This window comes from Streptomyces sp. NPDC087844 (assembly GCF_044742785.1).
Classification (GTDB): Bacteria; Actinomycetota; Actinomycetes; order Streptomycetales; family Streptomycetaceae; genus Streptomyces.
In genome coordinates this window covers 175,248-191,795 of record NZ_JBIUVD010000008.1, presented here as the reverse complement: position 1 = coordinate 191,795, position 16,548 = coordinate 175,248, and the positions used below count along the sequence as shown (strand labels likewise).

The window sequence follows — 16,548 nt, the reverse complement described above, 5'->3', positions numbered from 1 at the left end:
CCCTCAGACCGGTCGGGCGACGGCGAGGGGCAGTGCCGACCAGATCACCTTGCCCCCCGTCGCCGTGTGCTCGACGTCGCACACCCCGCCCGCCTCGCTGGTGATCTCGCGTACGAGGAGGAGGCCGCGGCCACCGGTCTGGCCGTGGTCGGCCTCCAGGGCCGTGGGACGGTAGGGATGGTTGTCCTCGACGGAGACCCGCACCCACTCGGCTCCGACGGCGACCTCGACGCCGAGCATCGGGGAGAGCAGGGCCGCGTGCCGCACCGCGTTGGTCACCAGTTCGGAGACGATCAGCAGGAGCCCCTGGACGATGTCGTCCGACACCGGTACGCCCTGGCGGGCCAGCAGGTCGCGGACCGCGTGCCGTGCCTGCGGTACGGAGGAGTCGACGGCGGGAGCGGTGAACCGCCAGACTCCCTCGTACGGCAGTGGGCCGGGCGGTCTTCCCTCGGAGGGCGCCTCCTCTCCGCCTTCAGGACGTGGGCCGGGCCCCCGCCCCTGGTCGTCCATCGTCGGGTCGCCACCCTTGCGCTCGATTGTCACCACACGTCGAGTGTTGATAACGCGCTGGTCCGTACCGGATAACTGAACAGAAGTCGGCCATTATCGACGTTTTCTGATCGCCAACGCACGTCAATGTCAGCCGAATGACCGATCCCGTCCGTCTCGTGCCGGATCCGGAACTCTTCGGGTTGTACGGGTTTGGGCAGGCACGAGATCGACCACGTAGCATCCGGCCATGGAGCCGCAGCTGTCGCACAGCGTCGCCGACGGGGTCGCCACCGTCGTCATCCACCACCCCGCCAAGCGCAACGCCATGACGGCGGACATGTGGCGCGCGCTGCCGCCCCTGCTCGGCACGCTGGCCGACGACCCGGCCGTACGCGTGCTCGTGCTCACCGGCGGGGGCGGGACGTTCTGCGCCGGGGCGGACATCTCCTCGCTGCGGGGTTCGGCCGGAGAGGCGCAGGGCCTCGCCGTGCGCGCGGAGGACGCGCTGGCCGCCTTCCCCAGGCCGACGCTCGCCGCCGTACGCGGCTACTGCGTGGGCGGCGGGTGTCAGCTCGCCGCGGCGTGCGATCTGCGGTTCACGGACGAGCGGGCCTCGTTCGGGATCACTCCGGCGAAACTGGGGATCGTCTACGCGGCCTCCTCCACACGGCGGTTGGTGTCCCTCGTGGGGCCCGCGACCGCCAAGTACCTGCTGTTCTCCGGCGAGTTGATCGACGCGGGGCGGGCGCTGCGCACCGGCCTGGTGGACGAGGTGCTGCCCGACGGCGAACTGGACGGGCGCGTCGCGGAGTTCACCCGGATCCTCGCGTCCCGATCCCAGCTGACGCAGGCGGCGGCGAAGGAGTTCGCCGACGGCCGCACCGACCGGGACGGCTACTGGGCGCGGCAGGCGCGCGAGGGGGACGACACCGCGGAGGGGGTCGCCGCCTTTCTGGAGCGCCGCGCGCCAAAGTTCACCTGGACCACGTCTGCGCCCACGTCTGCGCCCGAAGAGACCAACCGCCAGGCCGGCCGCCGGGTCGGCTCCCAGGACCTGGCGAGATTCAGGGAGATCTAGCGAGACCTAGGAAACTAGCGAGACCTAGGAGAGGATGAAGCGGCTGCGTGAGCGGAGCTGTTCGACGAGGTGGGCGGGTGCCTTCTGCGGGGAGCCCGCGTCGTAGGGCGGCCGGGGGTCGTACTCCAACGCCAGTTGCACCGCCTGCGCGTGCTCGTCGCCCGCGATCCTGCCGAGCAGTGTGAGGCCCATGTCGATGCCGGACGAGACGCCGGCGGCCGTCACGTACTTGCCGTCGGTCACGACCCGCTCCCCCGTCGGCTCGGCGCCGAAGCGTTCCAGGTGGTCGAGGGCCAGCCAGTGGGAGGTCGCACGGCGGCCCCGGAGCAGTCCGGCCGCGGCCAGCAGGAGTGAGCCCGTGCACACGGACGTCGTCCAGGTGCTGGTGGCGTCGGCCGTGCGCAGCCAGCCGAGGAGCGCCTCGTTCTCCATCTGCGGGGTCTGTCCGGGGCCTCCCGCGACCATCACGACGTCCGGGTGCGGGACCTCGGCGAGGGCCTTGTCCGCCGTGATGGCGAGGTTGCCGGTGTCGGTGCGGACGGGGCCGCGCCGCTCGGCGACGAAGACGGTTTCCGCGTCGGGGAGGCGGCCCAGGGTTTCGTAGGGGCCGACTGCGTCCAGGGCCGTGAAACGGTCGAAGATGACGATGGCGATCTGCATGGGTGCCCTTCTTGTGTGCGGGTGCGGTGGGGGCTGGTCGCGCAGTTCCCCGCGCCCTGGAAGGCGCCCCCCGGGGGTCTCTTACGGGGCGCTGCTCATCGGGCGGTTGTCGGGTGGAAGCGGCGGCGGTACTCCGCCGGGGACGTGCCCAGGGTCCTCACGAAGGCTCGGCGCATGGCTTCCGGGGTGCCGTAGCCGCTGGTCCGGGCGACCTCCTCGACGCCGCCGGTGGTGTCCTCCAGGAGGCGGCGGGCGTGTTCGAGACGGACCGAGTCGACGTAACGCCCGGGAGTCGTACCCGTCTCGGCCTGGAAGGCACGGGCGAAGTGGCGGGGCGACAGCCGGGCGCGGGCCGCGAGCCTCTCCACGCACAGGTCGTCTCCCGGGTGCTCGGTGATCCACTGCTGAACGTCCCTCAGGGGCGCGCGCCGGGCCGTCTGGGCGGACAGCTGGGCGCTGAACTGGGCCTGGTTCCCCGGGCGCCTGAGGAAGACCACGAGGTGGCGGGCCACGGCGAGCGCCGCCTCCCGGCCGACGTCCTCCTCGACGAGCGCGAGAGCGAGGTCGATCCCGGCGGTGACCCCGGCGGAGGTGGCGATCCTCCCGTCGCGTACGTAGATCGGGTCGGGGTCCACCTCGACGGCCGGGTGGTCGCGCGCGAGGCGTTCGCAGTAGGCCCAGTGGGTCGTCACCCGGTGACCGTCCAGCAGGCCCGCCTCGGCGAGCAGGATCGCCCCGGTGCAGACCGAGACCAGGCGGTCGGCGCGCGGGCCGTGCTCGCGCAGCCAGTCGAGCACGCGCGGATCGGGGCCGCGTGAGCCCCGCCCGCCCGGGACGAGCAGGGTGTGCGGTGCGGGGGCGTCGACGAGCGCGTGGTCCGGGACCAGGGTCAGCCCGCTGGAGGTGCGCACCGGCCAACCGTCCAGGGAGGCGGTGTGGATGCGGTACGTCTCCCCGGGCGGGCCGGCCTGGAGGTCCGCGCCCGCGAAGACCTCCACGGGGCCCGTGACGTCGAGGCTCTGGACGCCGTCGAAGAGGACGACGAGGACGGTTCGGTGCGCCATGTGCCTGATTCTTCGCGGGTGCGCGGATGTCCGCAATGACGAGTACCCCACCTTTTCTGCCATGCGGGTGCCATACGGGTGTCATGCGGGTGCCGTGCGGGTGCGAGCAGGGCCGGATCGGCGCCCCACCATTCCCTACGTACCAACCAGTCGGTAACGTGCGAGGCATGACGACAGCCCTGCCGGAGCGTGCCGGACGCCGATGCCACAACGTCCTCAATCCGCTGCACTCGTGCCAGTACTTCTCGCCCGAGCTCGGCACGGAGCTGGCCGCGGTCGGGGTGACGGACCGCGACGCCGCCTACTTCGCGGTGCGTGCCGCGGCCATGGGGGCGGTGGGCGCGGGCACGGTCACGGCGACCTTCTACAACTTCCGCCACGGACTGGTGGCACGGCATGTGCCCGAGGTGTGGCGGACCGCCTCCCCGGAGGTGGTGCTCGCGGCACGGCTGCGGGCCGCCGACGGCACGCTGCGACGGCTGCTCGGCAACGAGGTGATCGCCTCCAAGGAGGTCTCCGAGGCGGCGGCGCTCGCCCTGCGTGCCACGGAGGCGTGCACCAGGACCGCCCGCCCCCTCTACGCCGCCCACGCCGACCTGCCGGTGCCCGACGAACCGCACCTCGCGCTCTGGCACGCGGCCACGCTGCTGCGCGAGCACCGGGGCGACGGGCACCTCGCGGTGCTGCTCGACGCGAGACTCGACCCCGTGGAGGCGCTGGTGAGCCACACCGCCACCGGCAAGGGCATGGCGCCGAAGTGGGTCCTGTCCAGCCGCGGCTGGCGCCGTACGGACTGGGACGCGGCCTGCGACCGGCTGCGGGAGCGCGGACTGCTCACCGCCGAGGACGAGTTGACCGAGGACGGTGTCGCCCTGCGCAAGGAGATCGAGGCGAGCACGGACCGCCTGGACACGGCTCCTTACGAGCATCTGGGCGCCGCCGGTGTCGAGCGCCTCACGGAGTTGGGTACGGGGCTGACGACGAAGGCGCTGGCCGCCGGCGCCTTTCCCCGGAGCGCGTTCGGCAAAGGCTGAACTCCCCCCGCGGACTGTCCTGTAGCGCAAGGAGTTCTCGAAGTCGGCGGGGTTCGGAACCCGGATCCGAGGTACCCGTGAGTCTCCCGGCCGTACCGATCGGGAGACGAAAGGGGTAGCTCGTGTTCCGTGCCATCGCAGACGTGTTCCGGCAGATCGGCGGGGCCGTCGCCACAGTGGTGACGCTTCCGTTCCGGGCAGTGGCCCGACTGTTCGGCGGCGCTTCCAGCTCCACGCGCCGCGGCGGACGGGCTCGCAGGGCCTGACCGAAAGACCGCTTCGGAGCCGGACATGCCAAGGGCGTGTCCGGCTCCTCGCGTGTGCGGGCGCGTGCGGCTCACCGGCCCCGGCCCGTCCGGTGCGCCCTTGATCCCCCGTTGTCGGTGCCGCCTGCCACAATTGCCGCGCAACCCCAGTCAAGAAGGCGGTACGGGATCGTGACGACACCCCTCGTAGGGTCCATCGAAGGCAGGATCGCCGAGGAGCTCGGCGTACGGGAGCGGCAGGTCAAGGCGGCCGTCGACTTGCTCGACGGCGGCTCGACGGTGCCCTTCATCGCCCGCTACCGCAAGGAAGCGACCGAGATGCTCGACGACGAGCAGCTGCGCACGCTCGAAGAGCGGCTGCGCTATCTCCGGGAGTTGGAGGAGCGGCGCTCGGCGATCCTCGACTCGGTGCGCGAGCAGGGCAAGCTCACCGAGGAGCTGGCGGCGCGCATCCGGGGCGCGGAGACCAAGGCGCGGCTGGAGGACATCTACCTGCCGTTCAAGCCGAAGCGGCGCACGAAGGCGCAGATCGCCCGTGAGGCGGGCCTTGAGCCGCTCGCCGAGGGACTTCTCGGGGACCCGTCCGTCGATCCGGTCGCCGCGGCCACGGCCTTCGTCGACGCCGACAAGGGCGTCGCGGACCCGCAGGCCGCCCTGGACGGCGCCCGCTCGATCCTCACCGAGCGCTTCTCCGAGGACGCCGACCTGATCGGCGAGTTGCGCGAGCGCATGTGGGTGCGCGGCCGGCTGGCCGCCAAGGTCAAGGACGGCAAGGAGGAGGCGGGCGCCAAGTTCGCCGACTACTTCGACTTCAGCGAGCCCTTCAAGGCGCTGCCCTCGCACCGCGTTCTCGCCATGCTGCGCGGTGAGAAGGAGGGTGTCCTGGACCTCGTCCTGGAGCCCGAGGAGCCGTCCGAGCAGCCCGGCCCTTCCTCGTACGAGGGGATCGTCGCGCAGCGCTTCGGGATCGCCGACCGCGGTCGGCCGGGCGACAAGTGGCTCAACGACACGGTCCGCTGGGCCTGGCGCACCCGGCTGCTCGTCCATCTCGGCATCGACCTGCGGCTGCGGCTGCGCACGGCCGCCGAGGACGAGGCGGTCGACGTCTTCGCGACGAACCTGCGCGACCTGCTGCTGGCCGCCCCGGCGGGCACGCGCTCGACGCTGGGGCTCGACCCCGGGTTCCGTACGGGGGTGAAGGTGGCCGTGGTCGACGCGACCGGCAAGGCCGTCGCCACGGACGTCATCCACCCGCACGTCCCGGCGAACAGGTGGGACGAGGCCATCGGCAAACTCGCCCGCCTCGCCAAGGAGCACGCGGTCGAGCTGATCGCCATCGGCAACGGCACGGCGTCCCGCGAGACGGACAAGCTCGCCGGTGAGCTCATCGCCAAGCACCCCGAGCTGAACCTCACCAAGGTGATGGTGTCCGAGGCGGGGGCGTCCGTGTACTCGGCGTCGGCGTTCGCCACGCAGGAGCTGCCCGGCATGGACGTGTCGCTGCGCGGCGCCGTCTCCATCGCGCGGCGTCTGCAGGACCCGCTCGCCGAGCTGGTGAAGATCGACCCGAAGTCGATCGGTGTCGGCCAGTACCAGCACGACCTGTCCGAGGTGAAGCTCTCGCGCTCCCTCGACGCGGTCGTCGAGGACTGTGTGAACGGCGTCGGCGTGGACGTGAACACGGCGTCCACTCCCCTGCTCACCCGGGTCTCCGGCATCACCTCCGGGCTCGCCGAGAACATCGTGGCGCACCGTGACGCGAACGGCCCGTTCACGTCACGCACCGCGCTGAAGAAGGTGGCCAGGCTCGGCCCCAAGGCGTACGAGCAGTGTGCGGGCTTCCTGCGGATCCGCGGCGGGGACGACCCGCTGGACGCGTCGAGCGTGCACCCCGAGGCGTACCCCGTGGTCCGCCGGATGGTGAAGACGGCGGGGAACGAGGTCGGCTCGCTGATCGGCAACACGGGGGCGCTGCGCTCGCTGAAGCCGGCCGACTTCGTGGACGAGAAGTTCGGTCTGCCGACGGTGACGGACATCCTGAGGGAGCTGGAGAAGCCGGGGCGCGACCCGCGGCCCGCCTTCAAGACGGCGACCTTCAAGGACGGGGTCGAGAAGATCGCCGACCTGGAGCCGGGGATGGTCCTTGAGGGGGTCGTCACGAACGTGGCGGCGTTCGGGGCGTTCGTGGATGTGGGTGTGCACCAGGACGGTCTTGTCCATGTCTCGGCGATGTCCAAGACGTTCATCAAGGACCCGCGGGACGTGGTGAAGTCCGGGGACATCGTGAAGGTGAAAGTGCTTGAGGTCGACATTCCGCGCAAGCGGATCTCTTTGACCTTGCGGTTGGACGACGAGGCGGCGCCGACAGGGCAGGAGGGTGGCTCCGGGCGCCCTCAGCGCGGTGGCGGGCGCCCGCCTCAGCAGCGGGGGCGTGCCGGCGGGGGCGGGGGCGGGGGGTCGCGTCAGGTTGCCGCGCCCGCGCCTGGGAACAGTGCGATGGCTGATGCCTTGCGGCGGGCGGGGCTCGCTGACCCGAAGGGGCGTAAGGGGCGGGGCTGAGTTCTGGGCTGCCGGACCCGCGCCGTCGTGACGTGCGGGTCCGGTGGGGGCTGGTCGCGCCGTTCCCCGCGCCCCTGAAAGCAAAAGACTGCGCCGTTCCCCGCGCCCCCAAAGGCGGCGGCTAGCGCTCCGTCACCTTGCCTGCCGCCACCTCCAGGCGGCGGGTCGTGTGGACCGCGTTCAGCATGCGGCGGTCGTGGGTGACCAGGAGCAGCGTGCCCTCGTAGGTGTCCAGGGCCGATTCGAGCTGTTCGATCGCCGGCAGGTCGAGGTGGTTCGTGGGCTCGTCCAGGACCAGGAGGTTGACACCCCGGCCCTGGAGGAGCGCCAGGGCCGAGCGGGTGCGTTCTCCCGGGGAGAGACTGGCGGCGGGGCGCAGGACGTGTTCCGCCTTGAGGCCGAACTTGGCCAGGAGCGTGCGGAGTTCGGCCGGCTCGGTGTCGGGGACGGCCGCGCAGAACGCGTCGAGCAGGGCCTCCGTGCCGTGGAAGAGCTTGCGTGCCTGGTCGACCTCGCCGACGATCACGCCCGAGCCGAGCGTGGCGTGGCCCGAGTCCAGCGGCACCCGGCCGAGCAGGGCGCCGAGCAGTGTGGACTTGCCCGCGCCGTTCACGCCGGTGACGGCCACCCGGTCCGCCCAGTCGATCTGGAGCGTGGCCGGGCCGAAGGTGAAGTCGCCCCGCCGGACCTCGGCGTCGCGCAGGGTGGCGACCACGGAGCCCGACCGCGGGGCCGCCGCGATCTCCATCCGCAGCTCCCACTCCTTGCGCGGCTCATCCACTACGTCGAGCCGCTCGATCATGCGCTGGGTCTGCCGGGCCTTCGCGGCCTGCTTCTCACTGGCCTCGCTGCGGAACTTGCGGCCGATCTTGTCGTTGTCGTTGTTCGCCTTGCGCCGGGCGTTCTTGACGCCCTTGTCCATCCAGGAGCGCTGCATCTGGGCGCGGCCCTCCAGCGCGGACCGTTTGTCGGCGTACTCCTCGAAGCCCTCGCGGGCGTGCCGGCGGGCCACGTCCCGCTCCTCCAGATAGGCCTCGTAGCCGCCGCCGTACAGGGTGATCTGCTGCTGGGCCAGGTCGAGTTCGAGGACCTTGGTGACCGTGCGGGTGAGGAACTCGCGGTCGTGGCTGACGACGACCGTGCCCGCGCGCAGTCCGGAGACGAAGCGTTCGAGGCGCTCCAGGCCGTCCAGGTCGAGGTCGTTGGTCGGCTCGTCGAGCAGGAACACGTCGTAGCGGGACAGGAGCAGCGAGGCGAGTCCGGCCCGGGCGGCCTGGCCGCCGGAGAGCGAGGTCATCGGCTGGTCCAGGCCGACGGCGAGGCCGAGCGAGCCGGCGACCTCCTCGGCCCGCTCGTCGAGGTCGGCGCCGCCCAGCGCGAGCCACCGCTCCAGGCTGTCGGCGTACGCGTCGTCCGCGCCCGGTGCCCCGTCGACGAGTGCCTGCGTGGCCTCGTCCATCACCCGCTGGGCCTCGGCCACGCCGGTGCGGCGCGCCAGGAACTCCCTCACCGACTCGCCGGGCCGGCGCTCCGGCTCCTGCGGCAGATGGCCGACGGCCGCGGCGGGCGGGGAGAGCCGCAGCTCGCCCTCCTCGGGCTTGATGAGCCCGGCGAGCATCCGGAGCAGGGTGGACTTGCCCGCGCCGTTGGCACCGACGAGACCGATCACGTCGCCGGGCGCGACGACGAGGTCGAGTTCGGCGAAGAGGGTGCGGTCGCCGTGGCCGGCGGCGAGGTTCTTGGCGACGAGAGTGGCAGTCATCAGGAGGCCGATCCTAATCGCCGGGCCCGCGCGCCCGCGCCAGGGTTTCGCGCACGCCCGCGGCGCGGACCGCCCGCACGCCCTGGTCCCCCTGTGCTCCTCCCCTGCGCCTCTCGCGTTCCCCGGCTTCGGGTGTCAGCGGGCCATCGTCTCGACCAGTACGCTCCCGGACGTCCGCGCCACGATGAAGGACTCCCCTCTGGTCGCCTTCGTGTCCAGCGGAAGCCGGTGGCGGCCCGCTTCCAGGACGCCGTCGAACACCTCCTGCATGTGGGTGCGGTAGAGGCGGTCCAGCCGGTACGCGGTCAGCTGGACCCGGCAGGGGGAGGTGACCTCGATGCCTGCCTCGCCTTCGACGGCGACCAGCCGCGTCAGCCGGCGCTGCTCCCGGGGGCTGCGGTCCAGGGCGTTCTCTATCTGGGCGACCAGGAGCGGGACGATCGGGGCCAGCCCCTCGACGTACGCGACATCGACGCCGGCCTGCTCGAAGGAGTGCCGGACGTCGGCACGCTCCTGTTCGGTGACGGCCCGGCCGAAGGCTACGGCGCCGTAGGTGCGCAGTTCGTCGGCGGGCACGTCGGCGGCGTCCCGGGTGATGTCGGCGCCGATGCCGATGATGCGCAGGGCGGCGGCGAGCTTGGCCAGGACGGCGGCCCTGGTGCCGATGAGCAGGACCCGGCGGCGCTCGCCCCCGGCGCCGGTGAGCAGGGAGCCCAGGGCGGCACGGTATGCGTCGCCGTGGAAACGGAAGGGGCCGATGCCGTGATAGCCGTTCCGTTCCAGGTCCGGGTGTTCGTCGGTCTGCCAGGCGAAGTCGCGCCAGACGAAGTCGTCGCCGTGTCGGTCGATCACGGCGGTCACGGCACCGCAGGCGATGTCCTCGCACTCCGGGCAGCCGTATATGACGTACCGGCCGCCCTCCAGCGGAGGGTCGGCTTCCAGCAGCAGGCTCCGCACCTGGGCGATGAAGATCGCCGGTGGTACGTCGGAGGCGAGGGGGGACACGGCGTCGAGGTCGGACAACTGGTACAGCAGCGGGCGTCCGTCGACGATGAAGTCGACGAAGTCCCGGTGCGCTCGGTAGTCACCGTTGGCAAGTACTCCACCGGCACGCATCGCCGGTGCCAGGCCGAAGGTCGCGTACTCGGCAGACATGCTGTGAGTATTCCCGCCCTGGGCCGACTATGAGCACGGCATGACATATTCCGCTAACGTCCCCGCGTGGCGGAAGAGCGAAGCGGTGACGTGATCGTGGTCGGCAGCGGGGTCATAGGACTCACTACGGCCCTCGTTCTTGCCCGGAGCGGCCGACGCGTACGCATCTGGACGCGGGAGCCCGCCGAGCGGACCACCTCGGCGGTTGCGGGCGCGCTGTGGTGGCCGTACGCCATCGAGCCGCGGGATCTCGCGCGGACGTGGGCACTGCGCTCACTGTCCGTGTACGAGGAGTTGGCCGCGCGACCCGAGGAGACGGGCGTACGCATGGTCGAAGGTGTCATGGGCGAGGCGCGGCTTGACGAGCAGGGGTCGTGGGCCGCGGCCCGGCTGCCGGGGCTGCGGGCGTCCACCGCCGAGGAGTACGCGGGGGCGGGGCTGTGGGCGAGGCTGCCACTGATCGACATGCCGGTGCATCTGGGGTGGCTGCGCGCGCGGTTCCTGCGGGCGGGTGGGACGGTCGAGTCACGGGTCGTGACGGACCTCGCCGAGGCGCGGGCGCGGGCGGAAGTCGTCGTCAACTGCACGGGGCTCGGTGCGCGAGAGCTCCTGGGGGATACGGCGGTTCGGCCCGTGCGGGGGCAGTTGGTGATCGTGGAGAACCCGGGGATCCGGACGTGGCTGGTGTCGACGGATGCGGTGGCGGGGACGACCACGTATATCTTTCCGCAGCCGGGGCGGTTGGTTCTGGGCGGGACCACGGATGACGGGGAGTGGTCCCTTGAGCCCGATCCCGCGGTGGCCGCGGGGATCGTCGCTCGGTGTGCGGTGCTCCGGCCGGAGGTGGCGGGGGCGCGGGTGTTGGGGCATCGGGTGGGGGTGCGGCCTGTGCGGTCCGCTGTGCGGCTCGAACGGGATGCGTTGGCCGGGGGTGGGGGTTCGGTGTTGGTGCACAACTATGGGCATGGTGGGGGTGGGGTCACCGTGGCGTGGGGGTGTGCGGAGGTTGTTCTTGGGCTTGTGTAGGTGCGGGTCGGCCGTGGCTGAGGTCGCGCAGTTCCCCGCGCCCCTGAAAGACAAGAGATTGCGCCGTTCCCCGCGCCCCTGAATGGCGAGAGGCTGCGCCGTTCCCCGCGCCCCTGGCTCTTCAGGGGCGCGGGGCACGGCGCAGTCTCAGCCACGACGCAGCCGCAGCGGACGCACGTCACGCCCGCGGGGGGCGGCTACGTGTGGTCGTGGCCCAGAGGGTCGCCCTCCTTTTCCGTGCCGGCGCCCGGGCCCACGCGGATCTCGAAGTCGCCGTCGTATTTCTTGTGGCCTTCGATCACGGCCAGTTCAACCGCCTCGGAGCCCATTTCGTTGCGGACGATGACCGGGTCCCGGCGCAGGTCGCGCATGAGGGCGATGCACATGCCGATCATCACGAGGACGAAGGGCGCGGCGGCCAGGATGGTGAGGTTCTGGAGGCCGGTGAGCGCGTCCCCGTTACCGCTGCCGACGAGCAGCATGATGGCGGCCACCGCGCCGGTCACCACGCCCCAGAAGACCACGACGAAACGGCTGGGTTCGTGGGCGCCCCGCTGGGAGAGAGTGCCCATGACGATGGAGGCGGCGTCGGCTCCCGAGACGAAGAAGATGCCGACGAGGATCATCACGAGCAGGCTGGTGACCGTCGCGATGGGGAACTCCTGCAGGACACCGAAGAGCTGGCCCTCGGGGGTCGACACACCGGCGAGCGCGCCGCCCTCCTTCAGCTTCATCGCCGTACCGCCGAAGATCGCGAACCAGACCAGGCTGACCGTGCTGGGCACGAGGATGACGCCCCCGACGAACTGCCGGATGGTGCGGCCGCGGCTGATGCGGGCGATGAACATGCCGACGAAGGGCGTCCAGGAGATCCACCAAGCCCAGTAGAAGACGGTCCAGCCGCTGAGCCAGTCGGCGACGCCCTTGCCGCCGCTCGCCTCGGTGCGGCCGGCGAGCTGCGGCAGGTCACCGAGGTAGGAGAAGATCGAGGTGGGCAGCAGATCGAGCACGATGATCGTGGGGCCCGCGATGAACACGAAGAGCGCGAGTACCAGGGCCAGCACCATGTTGATGTTGGACAGCCACTGGATGCCCCTCTCCACGCCGGAGACGGCCGAGGCGACGAACGCCACGGTCAGCACGGCGATGATCGAGACGAGCAGTCCGTTGCTCACCTTGTCCAGCCAGTCCAGCTCGGTGAAGCCGGAGCCGATCTGGAGGGCTCCGAGGCCCAGCGAGGCCGCCGATCCGAAGACGGTGGCGATGATGGCGAGGATGTCGATCGCCCGGCCGGCCGAGCCGTTCGCGTGCTTCTCGCCGATGAGCGGGGTGAAGACGGCGCTGATGGTCTGGCGCCGGCGTTTGCGGTAGGTGCTGTAGGCGATGGCGAGGCCGACCACCGCGTAGATCGCCCACGGGTGCAGTGTCCAGTGGAAGAGGGTGGTGGCCATCGCCGTCTCCATGCGTTCCGCGGAGTCGGCGGGCTGGGTGCCCGGCGGAGGTGTCGTGTAGTGCGAGAGGGGCTCGCTCACGCCGTAGAACATCAGACCGATGCCCATGCCGGCGCTGAACATCATCGCCACCCAGGAGACGGTGCGGAACTCGGGCTCCTCGCCCTCGGCACCGAGGTGGATTCTTCCGTAGCGGCTGATCGCGAGCCACAGCGCGAAGACCACGAAACAGGAGGCCGCGAGCATGAACGCCCAGCCTCCGTTGTGGATCAGGCCATTGAGCATGGTGGTGGAGGCGCTCTCCAGGGAGTCGGTGGCCACCGCTCCCCAGATCACGAACGCCACGGTGAGTGCGGCCGTGACGCCGAACACCACGCGGTCCGTGCGGGGGCCGGGGCCCCGGTCCGTCTGGGCGTCCGGGCCGCCGGGGACGCCCGACGGATCGTCCCGGCCTCCCCTGTCCTTCAGATCTTCGGTCATCGGCGGCACCTTCCCTGGAAAGCTCTCGGACACACATTCCTGCTCGTGTGCATACGACCTACCACAGGTACCGCCGATCGCAACCGCCTCAGCAGCGGGTGTCGGGCTCCGCGACCGTCAGGTGGTACGGCGCACGCTCGTCGAGCAGCAACGGGACGAGGGCGCGCAGGGACTGGCGCAGTGGTACACGGGCCCCGGCACCGTCGGGGTCCTGTCGCACCGTGACGCCGTGCAGAAGCAACTCGTCCTTGAGATCCGCGTACTGGTCCGCCGTCAGCCGGTAGGCGCAGGGCGGGTCCGCGATGATCTCGGACGGTTCGGCCGGGTCGTTGTCGGCGCCTCCCGTGTAGACCGGTCCGCGGTCCCGGTAACCGGCCAGCCGGGCCGCCGTCGTTGCCGCCCCGAGCCGGCCGCGCCGTTCGTCGGTGAAGTCGAACAGACCTCCCAGTGCGGCGAGTTGCGAGTGGACGCGGCGCCGGTTGTTGAGCGCCTCGTCGGCCTTCTCGGCCTCCGTGAGGGGGTCGACCCGGCTCTCGATGAGCAGTCCGACGCCGTGCTTGATGCCGGACATGTTCCGCAGGATCCGCTCCTGCCCGTCACCGGCCACCTGCCGGATCGGGTCGCCGGTCACCGGGTCGGTCCAGATGCCGTACGTCCCGGTCGAGTAGCCGGCGGCTTGCGCGGCGGGCCGTACGAACGTCTGCGAGAGGGTCTGTGCCTCGTCGTGCACGGCTGTGTCGGTGTTGAGGTTGCGCGGCCAGAGGTCGAAGAGGTCCTTGTCGTAGAAGGGGGGTGTGGCTCCGTACTCGTGCAGGTCGTAGACCACGTCGGGCTGCCGGTCGCGGACGACGGCGGCCATCGCGCGCGCCTCGGCCGTCCGCAGCGCGAGGTGGTCGCGGTTGATGTCGACGCCGTCGCTGTTGCCGCGGGTGTCGGCGGCGCGGCCGTCCGGGTTGGCGGTGGGCACGACGAGCAGCGTGGTGCGGTCGAGGAATCCGCGGGTGCTCGCGTCCTTCGCGTACGCGAGATCGCGGACGGTGGTGAGGCAGGCCTCGCGCCCGGACGGTTCGTCGCCGTGCTGGCTGCAGACGAGCAGCACGGTGGTGGCGGCGCGCGGGTTCCCGACGCGTACGAGCTGGACGGGCCGGTTCTGTTTCGTGGTGCCGATCCGGCTGAGCGAGACCCGGTCGCTCGCCCGGTCGACGGCGGTGAGGAAGGTCTGCTCCTCGGGCTGGGTGGTCCAGCGTGCTCCGTCTGTCTGCTCGAATCCGGTGCGCGGCGGGCGTTCGGCCGCGTGGGCCGGCGCCGTCAGGAGGGGTGCGCTGAGGAGGGGTGCGGCGAGCGCCGCAACGGTCAGGGCGAGGGACGCGGTCCGGCGGGGTGTTGTCGGTCGTTGCCGTGTCATCGGTCGGTGCCTCCGGGAACGTCTCCGGGAACGCGGTGGGTGGCGCGGGGTTCGCCGACTCCGTCGAGGATCGCGTCGGGCGTGCTGTACGAGGCTCCCGAGGTGGCGCGGGCGAAGGCGCCGGTCCCTCCGACGAGCGGCACAGCGGCAGACGTACGGGACAGGTCGAGCGTGAGCGTCGGGGTGGTCGACGGCGGGTCGATGAGGCCCTGGTCGGTACCGGCGACGATCAGCGCCAGCCGGTGGCCCTCGGGCACGACGTGGTCGCTCGCGTGCAGGTCGAGGGTGATGGTGTAGGCCTTGCCCGGGGTGAGCGGCTCGCCCTTCGTGGCGGAGGAGTGGTTGCCGAGGTCGGCCCAGCCACGGCTGAACACCGTGTACTCGACGTCGGTCGTCCTGGCCGCGGTCTCCCGGAAGCAGGAGCTGTCGCCCGTGGTGCTCGGCCCCCAGCAGGTGCGCTCGGTGAGCGTCGTGATGCCCTCGCCGGCGGCGGCGTAGTCACGAATCGTGTCGGGGCCGAGGTCGACCAGGACCGCGGACAGATGGGCGCTCGTCGTGGTCGGTGTGGCGGTGACGGTCACCTTGGAGGAGCCGGACAGGCGGACGTCACGGGTGAGCGGCCGGGTGCTGAAGCCGGCCTTGGCGGACATGGACCGGTCGATCTCGGCGGCCCAGTCGGTCTCGTCCTGGCCCGGGTCGTCGGTGAAGGTCTCGGTGCCCGATCCGGTACGCAGTCCGAGGGTGCCGACGCCGGCCTGCTCGCCCCTGCCCGGGCGCAGCTTCACGGTGTCGGTGCTGCGCGGCGGCCAGACGTTCGAGGTGGCCCACTGGTCGGGGGCGCGCTCGATGTCGGCCATCGGCTCGTCGTCGACGCCGTTGTCGTAGCCGAGGAGTTCGTGGTCGAACCAGCGGTGCAGGGTGTCGGCCCAGGCCGCGCGACGGAAGTCGAAGGGGTCGACGTGGCCGGTCTGGGACAGCCAGATCCTGCGGTCGACGCCGTTCTTCGCGAGGCCGTCCCACCACTGGCCGAAGTGCTTGGGGCGGACGTTGAGGTCCTGCATGCCGTGGATGACGAAGACGCTGGCGTCGACCTTGCGGACGTCCTTCACGTAGTCGCGCTCGGTCCAGAACTTCGTCCGGTCGCCGGTGCGCGGGGCGCCGTCGACGATCTCCTGCTGGACGGCGGCGCATCTGGCACGGGCCTCAGGGCTCTCGACGTAGTCCGACAGCCATTCGGGGCCGGAGTCGTAGAGGGGGGCGCCCTTCGCGAAGTAGTAGTCGTACCAGGAGGAGATGGCGGCGATCGGGACGATCGTCTCCAGGCCCTCGACCCCGGTGGCGGCGACTCCGTTGGCGATGGTGCCGTCGTAGCTCTTGCCGATCATGCCGGTCCTGCCGTTGGTCCAGCCGGCCTTGGCCTTCGTGGTCCCCGTACGGGAGGTGTAGCCCTTGCCGCGGCCGTTCAGCCAGTCGACGACGGCCTTCGCGGACTGGACGTCGGAGCGGCCTCCGACGTCCACGCAGCCGTCGGAGCGGTTGGTGCCGGCGAGGTCGACGGCGACGAAGGCGTAGCCGCGCGGTACGAAGTAGTTGTCGTAGTACAGCGGCATCTGGACGATGTCGCCGTCCGCGTCGTACGTCTTGCGCTGGCTCTCGTTGCCCCGGCCGCAGCAGGAGTAGTACGGGCTGGCGTCCATGATCACGGGTACCTTGCGGCCCTGCTGGGCGGGCTCGCTGGGGCGGACGATGTCGACGGCGACCCGGTCGGTCCTCCCGTCGCTGTCGCCGTCGAGCCCGGTGTCCACCCAGACGGACTCACGGACGGCGTTGTCGTACGAGTAGACGGGAGTGCTCTCCCGCGGAGCGCTCTGGGCGGCGGCCGGGGTGAGGAGCGTGGCCATCAGGGCGGCGGTGGCCGCCGTCGCGAGCGATCTCCAGGTGATGAGGCGCATGTAGCGCGCAGGTGTCCGCATGCGCGGAAGGTACTCCGGTCAACTCCTGTGCAAAAGGGGGCCGATTGGGGTGTCGGCCCGCTGATCGGGTGTGGCTCGAAAGGTGCGCATGGCTGTACCGGCGTCCGAGCCGGGGGCGGAGGAGGTGTGGCGGCTGTGGT

At 71.3% G+C, this 16,548-nt stretch carries 13 protein-coding genes; 5 read left to right on the top strand and 8 right to left on the bottom strand.

Going from position 1 to position 16,548, the window contains the following annotated elements:
* Positions 1 to 3 precede the first annotated feature (3 nt).
* Entirely contained in the window at positions 4 to 513 is a 510-nt protein-coding gene (locus tag ACIOKD_RS18420; RefSeq protein WP_402085035.1) for an ATP-binding protein, read from the bottom strand.
* A gap of 229 nt (positions 514 to 742) precedes the next feature.
* Here ACIOKD_RS18420 and ACIOKD_RS18415 point away from each other — a divergent pair, with 229 nt between their 5' ends.
* Complete coding sequence (locus tag ACIOKD_RS18415) at positions 743 to 1,573, top strand: enoyl-CoA hydratase/isomerase family protein (protein ID WP_402084738.1); 831 nt, start codon at positions 743 to 745, stop codon at positions 1,571 to 1,573.
* Positions 1,574 to 1,597: 24 nt separating this feature from the next.
* On the opposite strand, the gene ACIOKD_RS18410 is transcribed toward ACIOKD_RS18415, so the two are convergent.
* Both ACIOKD_RS18410 and ACIOKD_RS18405 read right to left on the bottom strand, forming a co-directional pair.
* Positions 1,598 to 2,233, bottom strand: coding sequence for a DJ-1/PfpI family protein (locus tag ACIOKD_RS18410; RefSeq protein ID WP_402084736.1), 636 nt, complete (start codon positions 2,231 to 2,233; stop codon positions 1,598 to 1,600).
* Between the two features lie 95 nt (positions 2,234 to 2,328).
* Positions 2,329 to 3,297: a GlxA family transcriptional regulator gene (locus ACIOKD_RS18405; protein WP_402084733.1), complete on the bottom strand. Its 969-nt coding sequence runs from the start codon at positions 3,295 to 3,297 to the stop codon at positions 2,329 to 2,331.
* 167 nt (positions 3,298 to 3,464) lie between these two features.
* On the opposite strand from ACIOKD_RS18405, the gene ACIOKD_RS18400 reads away from it, so the two are divergent.
* The 3 genes from ACIOKD_RS18400 (at position 3,465) to ACIOKD_RS18390 (ending at position 7,156) form a co-directional block, all read left to right on the top strand.
* The gene (locus ACIOKD_RS18400) at positions 3,465 to 4,331 is read left to right on the top strand and encodes a hypothetical protein (protein WP_402084730.1); all 867 of its coding nucleotides are present in this window, start codon (positions 3,465 to 3,467) and stop codon (positions 4,329 to 4,331) included.
* Positions 4,332 to 4,453: 122 nt separating this feature from the next.
* Positions 4,454 to 4,597 (top strand): LPFR motif small protein, encoded by a 144-nt coding sequence (locus ACIOKD_RS18395; protein ID WP_402084727.1) that lies wholly within the window; start codon positions 4,454 to 4,456, stop codon positions 4,595 to 4,597.
* Positions 4,598 to 4,768: 171 nt separating this feature from the next.
* Positions 4,769 to 7,156, top strand: coding sequence for a Tex family protein (locus ACIOKD_RS18390; RefSeq protein WP_402084724.1), 2,388 nt, complete (start codon positions 4,769 to 4,771; stop codon positions 7,154 to 7,156).
* Between the two features lie 121 nt (positions 7,157 to 7,277).
* Here the strand turns inward: ACIOKD_RS18390 and ACIOKD_RS18385 are convergent, their stop codons facing one another.
* Together ACIOKD_RS18385 and ACIOKD_RS18380 are read right to left on the bottom strand one after the other, a co-directional pair.
* Positions 7,278 to 8,918 (bottom strand): ABC-F family ATP-binding cassette domain-containing protein, encoded by a 1,641-nt coding sequence (locus ACIOKD_RS18385; protein ID WP_402084721.1) that lies wholly within the window; start codon positions 8,916 to 8,918, stop codon positions 7,278 to 7,280.
* Positions 8,919 to 9,053: 135 nt separating this feature from the next.
* Positions 9,054 to 10,073 carry an oxidoreductase gene (locus ACIOKD_RS18380; protein WP_402084717.1) on the bottom strand — a complete coding sequence of 340 codons (1,020 nt, stop codon included), beginning with the start codon at positions 10,071 to 10,073 and terminating at the stop codon, positions 9,054 to 9,056.
* 66 nt (positions 10,074 to 10,139) lie between these two features.
* On the opposite strand from ACIOKD_RS18380, the gene ACIOKD_RS18375 reads away from it, so the two are divergent.
* Positions 10,140 to 11,099 (top strand): FAD-dependent oxidoreductase, encoded by a 960-nt coding sequence (locus tag ACIOKD_RS18375; protein WP_402084714.1) that lies wholly within the window; start codon positions 10,140 to 10,142, stop codon positions 11,097 to 11,099.
* Between the two features lie 197 nt (positions 11,100 to 11,296).
* Here ACIOKD_RS18375 and ACIOKD_RS18370 read toward each other — a convergent pair whose 3' ends face one another.
* From ACIOKD_RS18370 to ACIOKD_RS18360, 3 genes are all read right to left on the bottom strand, one after another.
* On the bottom strand, positions 11,297 to 13,030 hold the full coding sequence (locus tag ACIOKD_RS18370; RefSeq protein ID WP_402084712.1) for a BCCT family transporter: 1,734 nt from the start codon (positions 13,028 to 13,030) through the stop codon (positions 11,297 to 11,299).
* Positions 13,031 to 13,118: 88 nt separating this feature from the next.
* The gene (locus ACIOKD_RS18365) at positions 13,119 to 14,435 is read right to left on the bottom strand and encodes a M14 family metallocarboxypeptidase (RefSeq protein WP_402084709.1); all 1,317 of its coding nucleotides are present in this window, start codon (positions 14,433 to 14,435) and stop codon (positions 13,119 to 13,121) included.
* A complete protein-coding gene (locus ACIOKD_RS18360) occupies positions 14,432 to 16,408 on the bottom strand; it encodes a Xaa-Pro dipeptidyl-peptidase (protein ID WP_402084706.1) in 1,977 nt (658 codons plus the stop codon). The genes ACIOKD_RS18365 and ACIOKD_RS18360 overlap by 4 nt, the downstream gene beginning before the upstream one ends.
* Positions 16,409 to 16,548: the final 140 nt, after the last annotated feature.